Origin of the sequence: Agrobacterium sp. AGB01, assembly GCF_014851585.1 — a bacterium.
Lineage (GTDB): Bacteria > Pseudomonadota > Alphaproteobacteria > Rhizobiales > Rhizobiaceae > Agrobacterium.
Window position 1 is genome coordinate 302489 of sequence record NZ_JACVAB010000001.1, and the last position, 16693, is coordinate 319181.

General features: G+C 55.2%; 18 protein-coding genes and 3 tRNA genes. 5 read left to right on the forward strand and 16 right to left on the reverse strand.

Features of this window, described 5'->3' with window-relative positions; all coding sequences use genetic code 11:
- The first annotated feature begins 13 nt into the window (after positions 1-13).
- Both IB237_RS01415 and galE read left to right on the forward strand, forming a co-directional pair.
- Positions 14-1180 carry a pyridoxal phosphate-dependent aminotransferase gene (locus IB237_RS01415; RefSeq protein WP_192486832.1) on the forward strand — a complete coding sequence of 389 codons (1167 nt, stop codon included), beginning with the start codon at positions 14-16 and terminating at the stop codon, positions 1178-1180.
- A gap of 155 nt (positions 1181-1335) precedes the next feature.
- Entirely contained in the window at positions 1336-2373 is a 1038-nt protein-coding gene (gene galE / locus IB237_RS01420) for a UDP-glucose 4-epimerase GalE (protein ID WP_192486833.1), read from the forward strand.
- A gap of 28 nt (positions 2374-2401) precedes the next feature.
- Here the strand turns inward: galE and IB237_RS01425 are convergent, their stop codons facing one another.
- The 10 genes from IB237_RS01425 to IB237_RS01470 form a co-directional block, all read right to left on the reverse strand.
- Positions 2402-3235, reverse strand: coding sequence for a DUF6030 family protein (locus IB237_RS01425; protein WP_192486834.1), 834 nt, complete (start codon positions 3233-3235; stop codon positions 2402-2404).
- Between the two features lie 27 nt (positions 3236-3262).
- The gene (yacG, locus tag IB237_RS01430) at positions 3263-3466 is read right to left on the reverse strand and encodes a DNA gyrase inhibitor YacG (protein ID WP_192486835.1); all 204 of its coding nucleotides are present in this window, start codon (positions 3464-3466) and stop codon (positions 3263-3265) included.
- A 5-nt stretch (positions 3467-3471) separates the two neighbouring features.
- On the reverse strand, positions 3472-4095 hold the full coding sequence (locus IB237_RS01435; RefSeq protein ID WP_192486836.1) for a Maf-like protein: 624 nt from the start codon (positions 4093-4095) through the stop codon (positions 3472-3474).
- Positions 4096-4215: 120 nt separating this feature from the next.
- The gene (infA, locus tag IB237_RS01440) at positions 4216-4434 is read right to left on the reverse strand and encodes a translation initiation factor IF-1 (RefSeq protein ID WP_027673809.1); all 219 of its coding nucleotides are present in this window, start codon (positions 4432-4434) and stop codon (positions 4216-4218) included.
- Positions 4435-4552: 118 nt separating this feature from the next.
- Positions 4553-5032, reverse strand: a complete 480-nt coding sequence (locus IB237_RS01445; protein WP_192486837.1) for a low molecular weight phosphatase family protein — start codon at positions 5030-5032, stop codon at positions 4553-4555.
- 8 nt (positions 5033-5040) lie between these two features.
- Positions 5041-5514 (reverse strand): UPF0262 family protein, encoded by a 474-nt coding sequence (locus IB237_RS01450; protein ID WP_192486838.1) that lies wholly within the window; start codon positions 5512-5514, stop codon positions 5041-5043.
- A 3-nt stretch (positions 5515-5517) separates the two neighbouring features.
- Positions 5518-6816: a histidinol dehydrogenase gene (hisD, locus tag IB237_RS01455; RefSeq protein ID WP_192487817.1), complete on the reverse strand. Its 1299-nt coding sequence runs from the start codon at positions 6814-6816 to the stop codon at positions 5518-5520.
- 139 nt (positions 6817-6955) lie between these two features.
- On the reverse strand, positions 6956-7393 hold the full coding sequence (locus IB237_RS01460; RefSeq protein ID WP_192486839.1) for a DUF2948 family protein: 438 nt from the start codon (positions 7391-7393) through the stop codon (positions 6956-6958).
- A 200-nt stretch (positions 7394-7593) separates the two neighbouring features.
- Positions 7594-8886: a UDP-N-acetylglucosamine 1-carboxyvinyltransferase gene (murA, locus tag IB237_RS01465; protein WP_192486840.1), complete on the reverse strand. Its 1293-nt coding sequence runs from the start codon at positions 8884-8886 to the stop codon at positions 7594-7596.
- Positions 8887-8990: 104 nt separating this feature from the next.
- Positions 8991-9254, reverse strand: coding sequence for a hypothetical protein (locus IB237_RS01470; RefSeq protein ID WP_210323800.1), 264 nt, complete (start codon positions 9252-9254; stop codon positions 8991-8993).
- A gap of 154 nt (positions 9255-9408) precedes the next feature.
- On the opposite strand from IB237_RS01470, the gene IB237_RS01475 reads away from it, so the two are divergent.
- A tRNA-Thr gene (locus IB237_RS01475) sits at positions 9409-9483 on the forward strand.
- A gap of 139 nt (positions 9484-9622) precedes the next feature.
- Here IB237_RS01475 and IB237_RS01480 read toward each other — a convergent pair.
- On the reverse strand, positions 9623-10795 hold the full coding sequence (locus IB237_RS01480) for a hypothetical protein (protein WP_192486841.1): 1173 nt from the start codon (positions 10793-10795) through the stop codon (positions 9623-9625).
- Positions 10796-11023: 228 nt separating this feature from the next.
- Between IB237_RS01480 and IB237_RS01485 the strand changes: the two genes are divergently transcribed.
- Together IB237_RS01485 and IB237_RS01490 are read left to right on the forward strand one after the other, a co-directional pair.
- Positions 11024-11980, forward strand: a complete 957-nt coding sequence (locus tag IB237_RS01485; RefSeq protein ID WP_192486842.1) for a nitronate monooxygenase family protein — start codon at positions 11024-11026, stop codon at positions 11978-11980.
- A 245-nt stretch (positions 11981-12225) separates the two neighbouring features.
- A tRNA-Thr gene (locus tag IB237_RS01490) sits at positions 12226-12301 on the forward strand.
- Between the two features lie 170 nt (positions 12302-12471).
- On the opposite strand, the gene IB237_RS01495 is transcribed toward IB237_RS01490, so the two are convergent.
- The 5 genes from IB237_RS01495 to cyoB form a co-directional block, all read right to left on the reverse strand.
- Positions 12472-12547: transfer RNA gene (locus IB237_RS01495), tRNA-Phe, on the reverse strand.
- 202 nt (positions 12548-12749) lie between these two features.
- Positions 12750-13529, reverse strand: coding sequence for an SURF1 family protein (locus tag IB237_RS01500; protein WP_192486843.1), 780 nt, complete (start codon positions 13527-13529; stop codon positions 12750-12752).
- A 103-nt stretch (positions 13530-13632) separates the two neighbouring features.
- The gene (cyoD, locus tag IB237_RS01505) at positions 13633-14025 is read right to left on the reverse strand and encodes a cytochrome o ubiquinol oxidase subunit IV (protein ID WP_192486844.1); all 393 of its coding nucleotides are present in this window, start codon (positions 14023-14025) and stop codon (positions 13633-13635) included.
- On the reverse strand, positions 14025-14651 hold the full coding sequence (cyoC, locus tag IB237_RS01510) for a cytochrome o ubiquinol oxidase subunit III (RefSeq protein ID WP_192486845.1): 627 nt from the start codon (positions 14649-14651) through the stop codon (positions 14025-14027). The genes cyoD and cyoC overlap by 1 nt, the downstream gene beginning before the upstream one ends.
- Positions 14652-14655: 4 nt before the next feature.
- The gene (gene cyoB, locus IB237_RS01515) at positions 14656-16659 is read right to left on the reverse strand and encodes a cytochrome o ubiquinol oxidase subunit I (protein WP_192486846.1); all 2004 of its coding nucleotides are present in this window, start codon (positions 16657-16659) and stop codon (positions 14656-14658) included.
- Positions 16660-16693: the final 34 nt, after the last annotated feature.

Below are 16693 nucleotides of genomic sequence, written 5' to 3' on the forward strand. Positions count from 1 at the left end.
GAGTGTGTCCTTTATGCCTTTATTGAATAGCTTGAGTGCCAGATCTCTCGCCGCGCCTGCGAGCGGTATCATTGAAATCGTCAAATATGCCCGTGGCCGCGACGGCCTGTTGCCTTTGTGGACCGGTGAAGGTGATCTGCCAACACCTGATTTCATCAGCAATGCGACCGTAGCAGCATTAAATGCCGGTGAAACCTTCTACACCTGGCAGCGTGGTATTCCGGAATTGCGCGATGCGCTTTCGCGTTATTACCAGCGCCACTTCTCCGTTTCCTTGCCGCAGGACAGTTTTCTGGTCACCGGTTCGGGCATGCAGGCCATCGCGCTTGCCGTGCAGGCTCTGACATCACCCGGCGACGAGATGATCTATCTCTCACCGACATGGCCGAATATCGTCGCTGCCATCGGTGTTGCTGGCGCGAGTGCCGTTGGCGTCGGCATCGATTTTGCCGATGGCAAGTGGTCGCTGGACATCGAGAAAATTGCAGACGCCATCACGCCCAAAACCCGAGCGCTTTTCATCAACACGCCGTCCAACCCGACGGGATGGGTCGCCACCCATCAAGACCTCACCAATATTCTGGCGCTGGCCAGAAAACATGGCCTGTGGATCATTGCTGACGAAATTTACGCCCAATATTATTATGGCGAGGGTCGCGCTCCATCGTTCTTTGATGTGATGGACGAAGGTGATCGCATCATCTTCGCCAATTCCTTCTCCAAGAACTGGTCGATGACCGGATGGCGCGTTGGCTGGGTGGTGGCGCCGCCAGAAATTGCACAGGTCATTGAAAACCTCATTCAGTATTCCACCTCAGGCGTTGCACAATTCATGCAGCGTGGTGCAGTAGTCGCGTTGGACGAAGGGGATTGTTTCGTGCAGCAGAACTATGAGCGCGCCCGACTGTCGCGCGACATTCTCTGCGATGCTTTGATTGCTACCAACCGGGTAGAAACGCTGAAACCGGATGGCGCACTCTATGCATTCCTAAAAATTGACGGTGTCACCAACAGCCGTGAAGCGGCGTTTGATATCGTCGATAAAACAGGTGTCGGCCTTGCTCCGGGAACCGCGTTTGGCAAGGGTGGAGAACTGTTCCTGCGCGCCTGCTTCCTGCGCAATCCTGACCACATTCGCGACGCCGCAGACCGCCTGTCGTCCTATATTTTGAGCCGATAGGAGATCCAATAAAATTTTATCGGTTTTGAAAACGGCTTGTAAGTAACGTTTTTTGAATTACTTGCCGTTTTCTACCGGTGCACCCGTAACGTAATGAATAGTGAACAGTTGAATGGTTTTGTGCTTCCAACAAAAAGAAACAGGGAAGCACACAAATGTCTGTTCTGGTTACGGGTGGGGCTGGTTATATCGGCAGCCATATGGTCTGGGCACTGCTGGATGCTGGCGAAGACGTCATCGTTCTGGATCGTCTTTCGACCGGCTTTCGCTGGGTTGTCGCGCCACAGGCTCGTTTCTACCTAGGCGACGTCGGCGATGGCGAACTGCTGAACCAGATCTTCTCTGAAAACGAAATCGATACGGTCATGCATTTTGCAGGATCGGTGATTGTACCGGATTCTATTTCCAGCCCGCTCGACTATTACGAGAACAACACCAGCAAAACCGGAAAGTTGGTGTCCGCGGCGCTGGCGCATGGCGTGAAGAACATCGTTTATTCTTCTACTGCCGCTGTCTACGGCAACCAGCATGCAGATGGCCCGGTTGCAGAAACCGCCATTCTCAGCCCTGAAAATCCGTATGGCCTTTCCAAGCTGATGTCGGAAATCATGCTGCGCGATGCCGCTGCCGCCCATGATCTGCGTTATGTAGCGCTGCGTTACTTCAACGTGGCAGGCGCTGACATCAAGGGACGTACCGGCCTGTCGGCTGAAGGTGCGACACACCTTATCAAGGTTGCCTGTGAAGCAGCAACCGGCAGACGTGACCATGTCGATGTTTATGGTGTCGACTATGACACGCATGACGGTACGGGTGTGCGGGACTATATTCATGTCAACGATCTGGTCGATGCGCATATCCGCGCTCTGGAGTATCTGCGCGCCGGTGGCCAGCCCCTGGTTGCCAATTGCGGTTATGGCCACGGCTATTCGGTCATGGACGTTATTTCTGCAGTCCAGCAGGAATACGGCCGCACGATCAAGGTGAATTATTGCCAGCGTCGTCCAGGTGATGTCGCCAGCATGATGGCTGATTCAACCGTTGCCAAAACTGAACTCGGTTGGCAGCCGCGTTACGATGACCTGAACCTGATCATCCGCACAGCGTTGGCGTGGGAGGAAACCTTGGAAGATCAGCGTGCAGGCGATCTGGACAGAATTCAGCGCAAGCTGGCGGTCGCCGGCTATCGTTAAACCGACCGAAACAACCGGGTTGTAAATGTCAGCCCGGTGCCGCCTTGTGGGCGGGTTGATGCCGGAAAGGCATGTCCCGTTCAGGTGCCGCAGCGACAAGCCATTGCGCCGTATCAAAAAAGTTGCGGGTGCGCTTCAACTCGGCCGTCCGGTCGGTTGGCACAATCAGAATATTGTAGCGGTCCTGATTGCTGAATTCCCGTTTGATGGAAACGCGCATGCCGAAATGGTCGGTATCATAGTCTTCTGTGGGAATGGTCTGGGGCAGGTCTGTCCAGCGCAATTGCTGGGCAGCAAGCGTCAAAGCCTTGTCCAGCTGCTCACGCATGCGTTTGCCGTCATCAGTCGCAGGGCTGGCAATTTTCATACGCAGTGACGTGACCCGTCCGTCAGCCGCACCCTTTATATCCAGGAAAAACGAGGCAAAGTCGGTGGTGCCATCGGTTGCCTCATGCATTTCTTCCGCAAGGCATTCAAAGGTATTGGCGTCATAGGGGCTGGCCTGCCAGCCGCTACCGGCAATGATAAAACCGCTCTGCGCAAAGACATCGCACAGGCTCTGACCGGGAATACGAAACTGGCGCACAAAAGCCGAAGGCAGATCGTTGAGTGTGTTCAGCAATAACCGCGCCGGGATCGGCGGCAGTTGTGAGGCCTGTGGTCGCTCTGTCTTTAGGTCCGGCGCAACTGAGACAGGAGGTTTTGGGTGCAGCCAGTCAATTTGGAAGTAGTCGAGCAGCGCGCGCAGGTGCCGTTTGTCATTGGCCAACAGTAACGGCGTGCCAATCGCGGCACAGGCCAATGCAACGGAAATCAGGATTGGAAGCGTTCGGCTTTTTCGTTTGAGAGGATTATTATCCATCCGAACTGCCCCGTGAAACGCTTTGTCTTATTCGTCACCCCGACGTTCGGAGCTTGCTTTGCTTTCATCCTCTGCCACTGGAATGGCATAGGAGCCCTTAAGCCAACGAGAAAGGTCAAGAGACCGGCAGCGATCCGAACAGAAAGGATAATTATCCCGCGTAGATGGATGCCCGCATTCCGGGCAGGGCTGCGTTTTGCGAAGTGGTGTTACATTTCCTGTCGTCGTCATCCGTCTCAGCCTTCCGCCCAGCCGGATACGACATCAAAGCCTTCTCCAGCCAGTAATGTTGCTGTTTCATAAAGTGGCAGTCCCACAACATTGGAATAGGAACCGGTCAATTTTTGGACGAAACAGCCAGCAATGCCCTGAATGCCGTAAGCACCGGCTTTGCCGCGCCACTGACCCGAGGCAATGTAATTGTCGATTTCACTGCTGGAAAGGCGTTTGAAACGCACCTTTGTTTCAGCAATTTTTTGCCGGATCTTGCCGCCGGGCGTCACCAGGCAGATGCCGGTGTAAACCCAGTGGCTACGCCCGGAAAGAAGATGCAGTGCAGCTGATGCTTCCTCGACATATTCAGCCTTGCCGACAATGCGACGGCCAACGGCAACAACAGTGTCCGAGCCAAGCACATAGGCATCGCTCCAGCTCAGCTCACCCTTGATGGCGGCGTAGGCGGCTTGTGCCTTCTGAAGAGACAGGCGGCGGCACAGGGTTCTGGGATGCTCAAGACGTACTGGTGTTTCATCAATGTCCATCGGCATCAAACGCGCAGGCTTGATTCCGATCTGATTGAGAAGATCCAACCGGCGCGGAGAGCCGGAAGCCAGTATCAGCTTTTGAGTTAGTGCCGTCATGAATGCCCCAGCCGCTTCTCGAGTGTCGTGCGCTTGCGGCGCTCAACCCTGTTTTATCGGCGCAACGCTGTTTCCGAAAATCGCTTCATATGTCCGGATCGATGCGCCAGCCTTGTCGTCTTATTTGAAGCGGTATGTAATACGGCCCTTGGTCAGGTCGTATGGTGTCATTTCAACCAGAACCTTGTCGCCAGCCAGAACGCGAATGCGGTTCTTGCGCATGCGACCAGCAGTGTGGGCAATGATCTCATGTTCGTTTTCCAGCTTCACGCGAAAGGTCGCATTAGGCAGGAGTTCGGTGACGACACCCGGAAATTCGAGGACTTCTTCTTTTGTCATGTGGAGGTTTTCTTTCTGTTCTATCTATACCGGACAGATAAGTCCGGGAAAATTGGGCGGAAACTACACAATCGCCACCCATTTGTGAACCTTGCAGTTCACGAAATCTTCAATTGTTTCAAACCGTCTCTGAGAACGGTTTTCCACGGGTGGGTAATCGCTCTGTAATCATGCGTGTCAGGTAATCCCGCACGTCACGATATGCATCGAGAATCTGCTCGCGTGTGCCGGTCACGACGGTCGGATCCATGGTCGGCCAGTAGACCACATCGAGCGAATTGGAGCGGGTCAATTCCAACGCGGAGTGATGAGCTTCCGGTGTTAATGTAATGATGAGATCGAAAAAATCATCCTCGATTTCTTCAAGTGTTCTCGGTTTATGTTTGCCAAGCGTCAGACCCACCTCATCCAGCACCGCGTCAACGAAGGGATCGCGCTCGCCTGAGCGTACACCGGCCGATTGAATATAGATGCCCGGCACAATCAGCTGTTTGGCAATGACCTCGGCCATGGGGGAGCGGATGGAATTCATACCGCACATAAATAGAATGGCGCGCGGTGCTTTGGGCTCTGTGTGGCTGACTGAAGGATCGCTCATCGCCCGACCTAGCCCCGCCAGTAGAGAACGCAGACAAGGGTGAACAGGCGACGTGCCGTATCGAAATCAACTTTGATCTTGCCGGACAGGCGGTCCATCAGGGTTTGTGAGCCGTCATTGTGGATACCGCGTCGCCCCATGTCTATCGCTTCGATCTGGCTTGGGGTCGCAGACCGAATGGCTTCATAATAGCTTTCGCAGATCATGAAGTAGTCTTTGATGATCCGGCGAAACGGCGTCAGCGAAAGAATATGTGTTGCCACATCCTTGTCGTCTTCGCTTTTGATGGAAAAGACCAGTTTGGCCTCCACCAGCGAAATATACAGCCGGTAAGGGCCGCCAGCATGGCCAAGCGGCTCAAAGCTGTTTTCCTCGATCAGGTCAAATATGGCAACGGCGCGTTCATGCTCCACATCCGGCGTAGAGCGGCCAATGCTCTCATCCAGAATAATGTCACAAAGCCTGAAAGCGCCTGTGGCCATTCATCACCCTTCAGGATTGAGGCGTATGGCAACTGACTTGGCGTGAGCATCCAGTCCCTCGGAATGGGCGAGGGTGATGGCAGCAGGTGCCAGCTGTCGCAATTGTTCGGCGCCAAGCCGCAAAATAGAGGTGCGCTTGACGAAGTCGAGAACCGATAGGCCGGACGAAAAACGTGCCGAGCGCGCGGTCGGAAGAACGTGGTTCGAGCCACCGACATAATCGCCGATCACTTCAGGGGTATGGCGACCAACAAAGATCGCTCCGGCGTTTCTGACCTTACTGATCAGGGCGTCCGGATCTTCCACGGCAAGTTCCAGATGTTCGGCGGCAATACGGTTCGCCAGCGGAATGGATGCTGCCAGATCCGGAACGATGATGATGGCGCCAAAATCGGCCCAGCTTGCCGTTGCCGTTTCCGCACGCGACAAGAGTTTCAACTGGCGCTCGACAGCCGCTTCAACAGCATGACCAAGTACCGCGTCGTCGGTGATCAAAATGGATTGCGCACCACGGTCATGTTCGGCTTGCGCCAGCAGGTCGGCGGCTAGCCAGTCCGGGTTGTTGTCCTTGTCAGCAATAACAAGAACCTCGGAGGGACCTGCAATCATGTCGATACCGACCGTGCCGAATACCTGGCGCTTGGCAGCGGCAACATAGGCGTTGCCAGGGCCAACGATCTTGGCAACCGGGGCAATGCTTTCAGTCCCGTAGGCAAGGGCCGCCACGGCTTGGGCACCGCCAATGCGGTAGATTTCTTCAACGCCGGCAATATGCGCTGCAGCGAGAACTGCAGGATTGATGCTGCCGCCATTGGCAGGCACAACCATGACGATGCGCTCTACGCCGGCAACCTTGGCCGGAACGGCATTCATCAGCACCGAGCTTGGATAACTTGCCGTACCGCCGGGCACGTAAAGTCCAACCGCTTCGATGGCTGTCCAGCGGGACCCAAGACCAACGCCGATATCGTCTTCGTAGATATCGTCTTTCGGCATCTGGCGGGCATGGTGCTTTTCAATGCGTTTTGCAGCCAGCTTCAAGGCATCGACAACGGCCGGGTCGACCAGATCGACTGCAGCGGCAATTTCCTGCTTGGTGACGCGCATCGGCACCTTGGAGAAGTCGAGCCCATCAAACCGCAGTGAATATTCCGCCAGCGCCGCATCACCCCGTTTCCTGACATCATCGATGATGGCATGGACGGTTGCGTTCACATCTTCGGAAACTTCACGTTTGGTTGTCAGGAAATCCGCAAAAGTCTTTTCAAACGTCTCGGATGTCTGCTCCAGCCAGATTGCCACGTCGTATAACCCTCTCATGCCCCGCCACATCGATTGGCGGGGTATTGCATATCGCACTAAGTGTATAGCGATTTCAGGGCTGTGGCATAGATCGAAACGGATGTTTTGTGCAACATCGGGAGTGTTATTCGCCCAGATGTTACTCGTCTACGTGCTGGGGCTTTGATGCCGTTTCCCAGGAACCGCTGGCATCAGCCAGTTGCGCTTCGATGCACTCCACATCAAGCGCGATTGCACCGCCACCGGACAGCGTCAACTCGATCGTGCCGTCTGGACCATCTCCCTTTGCGGTGAAACGAATGGCCAGCAGCGAATGAACCTGATCCTTGTTGCTGCGATCGATGTCGTGAGATCGCACGGCTTGAACGCGTTTTAAAACGAGAACGGCGCGGCTGCGCTCAAAAGGCCTGTTTTTAACAGTCGCCGTTTCCCACACAAAGCGATTGACCGAAAGCGCAAACTGGCCCCGCTTAGCGTCATAGGATGCATCCGCCAACTTGAAAACACTGTCTTGCATATGGGTGGAGATAACCGCGAGATCCTCGCCGTCGAGTGCCAGAAGTTTAAGATCAGCCATTGTTCTATTCCTTGTGGCATAGCGGCGCTGTGCCGCGCCGCAACTGTTTGAGCGTACATCCTGCTGAGCGCAGTGCCGCCGCACTGGTGGCTCGGTGTAAACAGGAAATGCTTTATCAAGGAGATAGGAAATCAGGCGGCGTTGCGCAACGGGGGAATGAGACTGCGCAACACATGCTTTGCCGAAAATACGGCCGGTTATTAGTCGCTGATGCGCTCGACAAGCGCGCCGCAACGGGTCAGTTTTTCTTCAAGCCGCTCGAAACCACGGTCAAGGTGGTAGACGCGGGAAACGATTGTCTCACCTTCGGCTGCGAGACCGGCAATGACCAGCGAAACAGAGGCGCGAAGGTCTGTTGCCATGACCGGTGCGCCACGCAGGCGCTCGGTGCCCTCAATGCGGGCCGTCTGGCCGGAGAGGGTGATCTTTGCGCCAAGCCGCGCCAGTTCCTGCACATGCATGAACCGGTTTTCGAAAATGGTTTCCGTCACATGGGCCACGCCCTGCGAGCGGGTCATCAGCGCCATGAACTGTGCCTGCAGGTCGGTCGGGAAACCGGGGAAAGGTTCGGTGACAATATCAACCGGCTGAATGCCATTGCCGTTGCGCACCACACGCAGACCGCTTTCGGTCTCGGTAATGGTGGCGCCAGAGCGGCGAATGGTCTCAAGGGCTGTGTCCAGCAGGGCAGCAGTGGTGCCTTCCAGCACAACGTCACCACCGGTCATGGCCACAGCCATGGCATAGGTGCCAGTTTCAATGCGGTCTGGCAGCACGCGGTGGCGCGCACCGGAAAGCGACGTCACGCCTTCAATGGTAATCGTGGATGTGCCAGCGCCTTCAATTTTTGCGCCCATGGCGGTCAGGCACTTGGCGAGATCAACAACTTCCGGCTCCTTGGCCGCGTTGTGAATAACCGTCGTACCCTTGGCGAGTGTGGCCGCCATCAGCATGACATGCGTGGCACCGACCGAAACTTTCGGGAAAGTGTAGCTGTTGCCAACAAGGCCACCCTTGGGGGCAGTGGCAGTGATGTAGCCACCATCGATTTCCATGGTTGCGCCGAGCGCTTCCAGGCCGTCAATGAACAAATCGACCGGTCGCGTACCGATGGCACAGCCGCCGGGAAGCGAAACGCGGGCTCTGCCTTCACGGGCAAGCAACGGGCCAATAACCCAGAAGCTGGCGCGCATCTTGGAAACCAGTTCGTAAGGTGCGGTCGTGTCGACAACGGTGCGGCAGGTGAAGTGAACGGTACGCGAGTAAGATTCACCTTGGCTTTCGCGGCGACCATTGACGGAAATATCAACGCCATGGTTGCCGAGAATGCGGATCAACTGCTCCACGTCGGCCAGATGCGGCACGTTCTCAAGTGTCAGTGTATCACTGGTAAGCAGCGAGGCGATCATTAACGGCAGGGCAGCATTCTTGGCACCCGAAATAGGGATAATGCCGTTAAGTTTGTTGCCGCCGGTTACTTTGATGCGATCCATACGTCCCTACGGGCTTTGCGCCCGCCTTTCTCGTGCCTTTGTGAAGGATTGGTGTCCTTAGACGAAATCCTGCAGCGTTGCAATTTTGGCAGTCAGATTTCTTGTCAGCACGATTCGTCCGTTTTTGCGGCAGGCAAACCGATTGTTTCATCTTCTGCACCGGAACGTCGTGCCCGGGCCTGATGTTTGCGCCGCTGCAGGTTCTCGCGCAGCTTTTGTGCCGCCCGCGCCCTGCGCTGCTCCTCACGTTCTTTCACCTGATCTTTGCGGTCGCCCTTTTTCGCAATTTTTTGCTCAAGGGTATGTGCTGTGTCATCAGCGGCGGAGGAAATGGGCTCGAGCCCTTGTTTTGTGGTGTCTTCAGTCATGTTTCGACATTATCGGAAAAATCCTCAAATCCATAGAGCCGGCTATTTTTTGCACCACTATGTGAATAACTATCAAATTGCTGCTTGCGCTCGGGAAAAACCTATGGCAATAGGCGCCACGCTTGAAGTGTCGAGACCAAGTCAGACACCAGATGCTGCTATAGCTCAGGGGTAGAGCACTCCCTTGGTAAGGGAGAGGCCGAGAGTTCAAATCTCTCTAGCAGCACCATTTACCTCCTTAAAATAACTGATGATTTTCCGTTTAACCGGAATTCGGTTTATTGCGTCAAATCGCGCACTTGTCCGCAAACAGACAGGCGAAGTAGCCCCTCACGTCAAAACGATTCTTCCCAAGATCCGGAAAAGCCTTATTGGCCTGGCAGAATGCGCACCGAATAAATATTGATTGGCAAGCCGTTGCCATCGATATCGCTATTGATCAGCAGCTGGCCGGGAGAGTTTGGCACCAGTGACCGTTCAAACGTTGCGCGGAACAGCAGGTCAGCCTTTTCAGGCGTCGCCGTGAAGCGGTGGCGTGAGCAATCACCCAGGCTTGAGAAATCACAGCTGATGGCTACCTGCGTCTGGCGATCGGTCGAGGATTGCAGCGTCACCGCAATCGTTGAGGATTTGCCAGCCATTTCCTGCAGCACATTAACGGGCACTTCAATGCTGACGTTGCCCTGTTCCGACGGCGTTCTGGACGTGATGCGGCTGGCTACGCCTGCGGCCGTGGCAATCTGCTCGATGCTGGCGTTGGAACCGGCCTTCATGCCCTGTCCGCGCTTGTCGGCATGGTAGATCTCGACCCAGTCATCAGAAAAACCACGTGCCGGATCAAAAGCAGGCGTAGGGGCGTTGCCCTGAAAATCCTCCGATTCGACCTGCGCTGGTGGGTTCGGCACGCTGGTGTCGCGCTCCGCTTCGCTGAGCAGCAGCCCGGAGGAATACACCCACCATGCACCCATGCCGATAAAGGCAAGGGTAACGGAGGTCAGCAGAAGACGTGCAAAAAAGCCGCGTCGTTTTCTAGGGCGGACTGCACGTTCTGGCTTGAAGGCCAGCGAGCCGCCCTCAGACGGCGCTGTGCGCTGTTGCGCTGGTTCAGCTGCGTAAACATCGCGGGATGGCGCTTCAGGCTGCGGATAATGCCTGTCGTGATCATCAAGGCTAGGCGCCTCGTCATACTCATCCACTGGAGCGGAGCGCATATCTGGCTCAACGGATTCCGTGAAGGTTGGCGCGGTTTTCTGCGCCGAGACGGCTGGCGCAACGGCAGGGGCCACCGGTGATGAGGGCCTGATCATATGAGACTCGATCTTGTCGAGCAGCCTGTCGCGTTCCTGGGTTTCTATCTCGCGGATCAGTGTTTCCAAACGGTGACGTTGCTGGGCAATGACCTCTGGGTCATTTATGCCTTGCTTACGCATGCCCGCTTCGAGGGCCTGACGGGATGACTGGTAAATGCGCGCGCGAACCTCAGGATTTGCCCGGTCCGATTTCTCAAGCGCATTGCGAATTGCCGTTTCCAGTCCGCTCACAAAGGGTCCTTTTTTGACGTCACAGTTGATTCTTTTGCAATCGCTACCGTCAGATTTTGGCAATCACAAGCTTCAAGCTAATCAAATGCATCATTGGTCCCGGGAAAACAAGCACTCTGGCCTTTGGATAGCCGCGCAAAACACTGAAGCTATCAATGATTTTGACTTGTGTGGCACGTTCACTCTTATATTGTTGACGTGTGCGTAAACGTAAGTTGGAGGAAACGAATGCTGCCAGATGTGCTGAAAAACAATGTGAGGCTGCCTGTCGTGGCATCGCCGCTGTTCATTATTTCGCATCCGCAGTTGACGCTGGCGCAATGCAAGGCCGGTGTCATTGGCGCGTTTCCCGCTTTGAATGCCCGCCCGGAAAGCCAGCTGGATGAGTGGCTGGCCCAGCTGACAGAAGAACTTGCGACACATAATGCGGCGCATCCCGAACGCCCAGCCGCGCCATTTGCCGTGAACCAGATTGTGCATACCTCCAACAAGCGCCTTGAGCACGATCTTATGCTTTGCGTGAAATATAAGGTGCCGGTGGTGATTTCTTCACTGGGCGCGGTTCCAGAGGTCAATGCCGCCATTCATTCATACGGTGGCATTGTCCTGCATGACATTATCAACAATCGCCACGCACAGTCTGCCATTCGCAAGGGGGCGGACGGCTTGATTGCCGTGGCAACCGGCGCCGGCGGCCACGCCGGCACATTGTCGCCCTTCGCGCTGGTTCAGGAAATACGCAGCTGGTTTGATGGCCCACTATTGCTGGCCGGTGCGATTGCCACAGGCGGCGGAATTCTGGCAGCGCAGGCCATGGGTGCTGATATGGCCTATATCGGCACGCCATTCATCGCCACAGAAGAGGCCCGCGCCACGGACGCCTACAAGCAGGCGCTGGTCGAGGCGCGTGCCGGTGATATTGTCTACTCCAACTATTTTACCGGCATTCACGGTAACTATCTGAAATCGTCGATCACGGCTGCCGGGCTTGATCCTGACAATCTGCCCTCGGCTGATCCCTCGAAGATGGATTTCGGCGCTGCCGTCACCGGTGCCAAGGCCTGGAAAGACATTTGGGGTGCCGGGCAGGGCGTTGGTTCCATTGATGGTGTGGGCAGTGTTGCCGCCCTTGTGGACCGGCTGGAGGCTGAATACCGCGAGGCACGTCAACGTCTGGCGCTATGAAATCTTGCCGCTTCTGACGGGTCTCTGGCGCTCGAAAAATGCGCTCGGAATGTGCCGCCAACATTAACGGCGGCATGCTCCCGACTGGCAAATTTGACGTTAGGCAGATGGGGCTTTGCGTCGCTCAAATTGGCGGTGGCATGGCAATGGAAAATTGACCTGCGGTTATTTCAGCACTTGAAATCCACCGTCATTATCTGTATCAGCCCCCGCATGATGTTTATCCGTTCGCGGATAACAAAAGTGCCGCTTTAGCTCAGTTGGTAGAGCACGTCATTCGTAATGACGGGGTCACGTGTTCGAGTCACGTAAGCGGCACCATTTCTTCCCGATATCAAAAACTTAATATCTGCTGACGCCGAGTTTTGCGGGGGGGCGTCTCGTGTGCGTTCATTGCGCGTGGTCGAGCTAGATAGGGAGAATAATTGAGACCAAGCATGATCGGACAATCAGCAGGCTGTTGCTGTGTTGAAAGTCTTTGAGAAAATAAGTGGTGCCCGAACGCGGATTTGAACCACGGACACGCGGATTTTCAATCCGCTGCTCTACCAACTGAGCTATTCGGGCACTTTGCCTCGTGTGAGGCTCGACCTTTTCAGGTCACCGAGAGTTTTGCTCTCCCGAAAGTGAGCGGGGTTATAACATCTTGTTCGGCCATGTCCAGCGCCTGAAAGCATTTTTTTTGAGGAATTTCACGGTTAAAAAAAATGACGGCTGATTGGCCGCCAAAGTTTTCGCTAGTCCCGTGATAAATATGGGCTTTCCGTTATTAATCTTCCACAGCTGGCTTATGGCGGGTGTTCATATTCCGGCGCACATACCATGTTGCAACCGCAACCATCAGCGCAAGTAGATACCAAGTGATGGCGTAGGAGAGGTGGCTGTTGGGAAATTTCAACTGTGTCAGGCCGCCGATCGGCACGCCGCCATCATTTGGGGTGGCATCGGCATCAATGTAAAATGGCGCAGTGTCGCTCAGCGCATTCGCGGCAGCTATCTCTTCAATATTGCGCGAATACCAGCGGGCATTGGCGGGATCATTCGTCCGCAGGAAAAGCCCACCATGTTCCGGTGCGCGCATCAGGCCAACCACCGTCGCAGAACCGGTTATCTGGCCCTGCTGGCGCGTTTCGGCCAAGCGTTTGTCCGTCGGCACGAAACCGCGGTTGATGATCACTGTCGAGCCATCCTCGAGCCGCAGTGGCGTCAAGATCCAGTAGCCTGGGCCATAATCGGTAACAGTATATACGGCCGCTTCCTTGTCATTCTGGAATTCACCAGAAAGCTGAACGCGTCGATATTCATAATCTTCGGGCTTGAGTGTCGCCCATTCAGTGCGTGCGGGTGGTGCAACAGGCTCGGCATGCACACGCGCATTGATGCGCTCAATAAGATCCAGCTTCCAGCCAAGCCGCTGTACCTGCCAAGTGCCGAGCGCCAACAGTGAGGTGATAAGGCAGGCTGACAGCGTATAGAGAACAGCAACAGCCAGACGTGAAGGGCTGGTACGGTGCGCAACTGGCGTGGAATGGGGCGTAGGGGTGGTCATGGGGATCTTTCCTGCCTGTTCCGGCCCTGCACTCAAGTCTGTGCCGGAAAGAAAAACGCCGTGCATTCGGGTGAATGCACGGCGCTGACGTTGCCCTGAAAGATCAGGGCAAGTTTCGCATTTGCTCGATTGTCATGGTCGGCATCATGTTCTTGTTCATGTTGTACATGACCCAGAGCGAACCGATCAGCGTGATCATCACCACAACAACGGTGAAAATCAGTGCCATGAAGGTCCAGCCGCCTTCAGACTTCGTGTTCATATGGAGGAAGTAGATCATATGAACGAAAATCTGGATGACGCCGAGGCCCATGATCAGCAGGACTGTAAAGGTCTTGTTATCAAGAACGTCGCCCATAACCAGCCAGAACGGAACAGCTGTCAGAAGAACCGACAGGATGAAGCCGATCATATAGGACTTGAAGCTGCCGTGATCTGCGCCATCGTGATGATCGTGGTCATGATCATCGTGGTGTGCGTGTGTTTCGGAACCCATCACAGAACTCCCATCAGATATACGAAGGAAAATACGCCGATCCAGACCACGTCAAGGAAGTGCCAGAACATCGACAGGCACATCAGACGACGCTTGTTGGCCGGGATAAGGCCGTGCTTGCCAACCTGGAACATCAAAGTGACCAGCCAGATGACGCCGAAGGTCACGTGCAGACCGTGTGTACCAACCAGCGCGAAGAACGCCGAGAGGAACGCGGAGCGCTGCGGTGTCGCACCTTCGTGGATCAGGTGGTAGAACTCATAAAGTTCAACACATAGGAAGGCGAGGCCGAACACGCCGGTAATGCCGAGCCATATCAACGTTGTCTTGATCTTCTTCTTTTCCGATTCCAGCATGGCAAAGCCATAGGTGATCGAGGAAAGCAGCAGGAATGCCGTGTTGATGGCAACCAGCTTCAGGTCGAACAGGTCTGCACCGGAAGGACCGGCCGCATAACTGCGGCCGAGCACGGCATAGGTTGCAAACAGGGTTGCGAAGATGAGGCAGTCGCTCATCAGGTAGAGCCAGAAACCCAGCGAGGTGCCGTTTTCCGGGTGGTGGTCTTCCTTCAGGTAAAAGACCGGCGCTTCGCCTGTATCGGCGGTTGGTGCGTGTGTCTGGGCCATTCTGTTACGCCTGTTCTGCGAGCAGCTTGGTGCGCTCCGCTTCTACTTTGGTCACGTCCGAAGCCGGAATGTAGTAGTCGCGATTGTAGTTGAAGGTATGAGCGATGGAGACGCCGATGATGGCAAGCAATGATAGCGCAGCCAACCACCAGATATGCCACACCAGAGCAAAGCCAAGTGCAATGCTGATGGCGCTGAGAATGACGCCCGTACCGGTGTTCTTTGGCATGTGAATGGGGATGAACCCTTCCACAGGACGTTCTGCACCGCGCTTCTTCATGTCGGCCCAGGCATCGACTTCATGCACGACAGGCGTGAAAGCGAAGTTATAGGCCGGTGGCGGAGAAGACGTCGACCATTCCAGCGTACGACCGTTGAAGGGGTCGCCGGTCACGTCACGCAACTGTTCACGCTTCAGGAAGCTTACGAAGAGCTGGATCAGGAAGCAGGCAATGCCGAGTGCGATAAGGAATGCACCGAATGCGGCAATGATGAACCAGATCTGCAAGGACGTGTCTTCGAACTGGCTGAGGCGGCGGGTTACGCCCATCAGGCCGAGAACGTAGAGCGGCATGAAGGCGAAGTAGAAGCCGACAAACCAGAACCAGAAGGACAGTTTGCCCCAAAACGGATCAAGACGGTAACCGAATGCCTTCGGGAACCAGTAGACGATGCCGGCGAGAACGCCGAACAGCACGCCGCCGATGATCACGTTATGGAAATGGGCAATCAGGAACAGCGAATTGTGCAGCACGAAGTCTGCTGGAGGAACGGCAAGAAGAACGCCCGTCATGCCACCGATGACGAAGGTGATCATGAAACCGATGGTCCACAGCATGGGGACATCGAAATTGATGCGGCCCTTATACATGGTGAACAGCCAGTTGAAGATCTTGGCACCCGTGGGGATGGAGATAATCATCGTCGTTATGCCGAAGAAAGCATTGACACTGGCGCCGGACCCCATGGTGAAGAAGTGGTGCAGCCAAACGATATAGGCCAGAATGGTGATCACCACCGACGCGTAAACCATCGAAGCGTAACCGAAGAGACGCTTGCGCGAGAAGGTCGAGACGATTTCGGAGAAAACGCCGAAGGCAGGCAGGATCAGAATGTAGACTTCCGGGTGGCCCCAGATCCAGATGAGGTTGACGTACATCATCGGGTTGCCGCCGAGATCGTTGGTGAAGAAGTTCGTACCAACGTAACGGTCAAGCGTCAGCAGGGCGATCGTTCCGGTCAGGATCGGGAACGAGGCCACGATCAGGATGTTGGAACACAGCGATGTCCAGACGAAAATCGGCAGGCGCATCATGGTCATGCCCGGCGCGCGCATCTTGATGATGGTGACGATCAGGTTGATACCTGACAGCGTCGTTCCCACACCGGCGATCTGTAGACCCCAGATGTAATAATCCACGCCAACGCCGGGACTGCCCTCAATGCCGGAAAGCGGCGGATAGGCCAGCCAGCCTGTCTGTGCATATTCACCGATGAACAACGAGATCATGGTGATGATAGCGCCAGCTGTGGTCATCCAGAAGGAGAAGTTGTTGAGGAAGGGGAAAGAAACGTCACGCGCACCGATTTGCAAGGGAATGACGAAGTTCATCAAACCGGTAATCATCGGCATTGCCACGAACAAGATCATGATCACGCCGTGTGCCGTGAAGATCTGGTCATAGTGGTGCGGGTTGAGATAACCTTCGGATCCACCTGAAGCGATGGCCTGCTGGATGCGCATCATAATGGCGTCGGCAAAGCCGCGCAGCAGCATCACGAGGGCAAGAATGATGTACATGATACCGATCTTCTTGTGATCGATACTGGTAAACCATTCTTTCCACAGGTAGCCCCAAACGCGAAAGTAGGTGAGAATACCGAGAAGTGCCGCGCCACCGAGGGCAACGGCCGCGAAAGTTACAACGAGAATTGGCTCGTGGAGCGGGATGGACTCCCACGTCAGCTTCCCGAAAAGGAAGGACGTTTGATCGGAATTGACGACCATTTTAGCCTCTTGCGATTCAAAACAAATGTCGGCG

Excerpts from the sequence above, each read along its gene's own strand:
- IB237_RS01415 (WP_192486832.1), top strand. The coding sequence starts at position 14 with ATGCCTTTATTGAATAGCTTGAGTGCCAGATCTCTCGCCGCGCCTGCG.
- galE (WP_192486833.1), top strand. The coding sequence starts at position 1,336 with ATGTCTGTTCTGGTTACGGGTGGGGCTGGTTATATCGGCAGCCATATG.
- IB237_RS01425 (WP_192486834.1), bottom strand. The coding sequence starts at position 3,235 with ATGGATAATAATCCTCTCAAACGAAAAAGCCGAACGCTTCCAATCCTG.
- yacG (WP_192486835.1), bottom strand. The coding sequence starts at position 3,466 with ATGACGACGACAGGAAATGTAACACCACTTCGCAAAACGCAGCCCTGC.
- IB237_RS01435 (WP_192486836.1), bottom strand. The coding sequence starts at position 4,095 with ATGACGGCACTAACTCAAAAGCTGATACTGGCTTCCGGCTCTCCGCGC.
- infA (WP_027673809.1), bottom strand. The coding sequence starts at position 4,434 with ATGACAAAAGAAGAAGTCCTCGAATTTCCGGGTGTCGTCACCGAACTC.
- IB237_RS01445 (WP_192486837.1), bottom strand. The coding sequence starts at position 5,032 with ATGAGCGATCCTTCAGTCAGCCACACAGAGCCCAAAGCACCGCGCGCC.
- IB237_RS01450 (WP_192486838.1), bottom strand. The coding sequence starts at position 5,514 with ATGGCCACAGGCGCTTTCAGGCTTTGTGACATTATTCTGGATGAGAGC.
- IB237_RS01460 (WP_192486839.1), bottom strand. The coding sequence starts at position 7,393 with ATGGCTGATCTTAAACTTCTGGCACTCGACGGCGAGGATCTCGCGGTT.
- murA (WP_192486840.1), bottom strand. The coding sequence starts at position 8,886 with ATGGATCGCATCAAAGTAACCGGCGGCAACAAACTTAACGGCATTATC.
- IB237_RS01470 (WP_210323800.1), bottom strand. The coding sequence starts at position 9,254 with ATGACTGAAGACACCACAAAACAAGGGCTCGAGCCCATTTCCTCCGCC.
- IB237_RS01485 (WP_192486842.1), top strand. The coding sequence starts at position 11,024 with ATGCTGCCAGATGTGCTGAAAAACAATGTGAGGCTGCCTGTCGTGGCA.
- IB237_RS01500 (WP_192486843.1), bottom strand. The coding sequence starts at position 13,529 with ATGACCACCCCTACGCCCCATTCCACGCCAGTTGCGCACCGTACCAGC.
- cyoD (WP_192486844.1), bottom strand. The coding sequence starts at position 14,025 with ATGGGTTCCGAAACACACGCACACCACGATGATCATGACCACGATCAT.
- cyoC (WP_192486845.1), bottom strand. The coding sequence starts at position 14,651 with ATGGCCCAGACACACGCACCAACCGCCGATACAGGCGAAGCGCCGGTC.
- cyoB (WP_192486846.1), bottom strand. The coding sequence starts at position 16,659 with ATGGTCGTCAATTCCGATCAAACGTCCTTCCTTTTCGGGAAGCTGACG.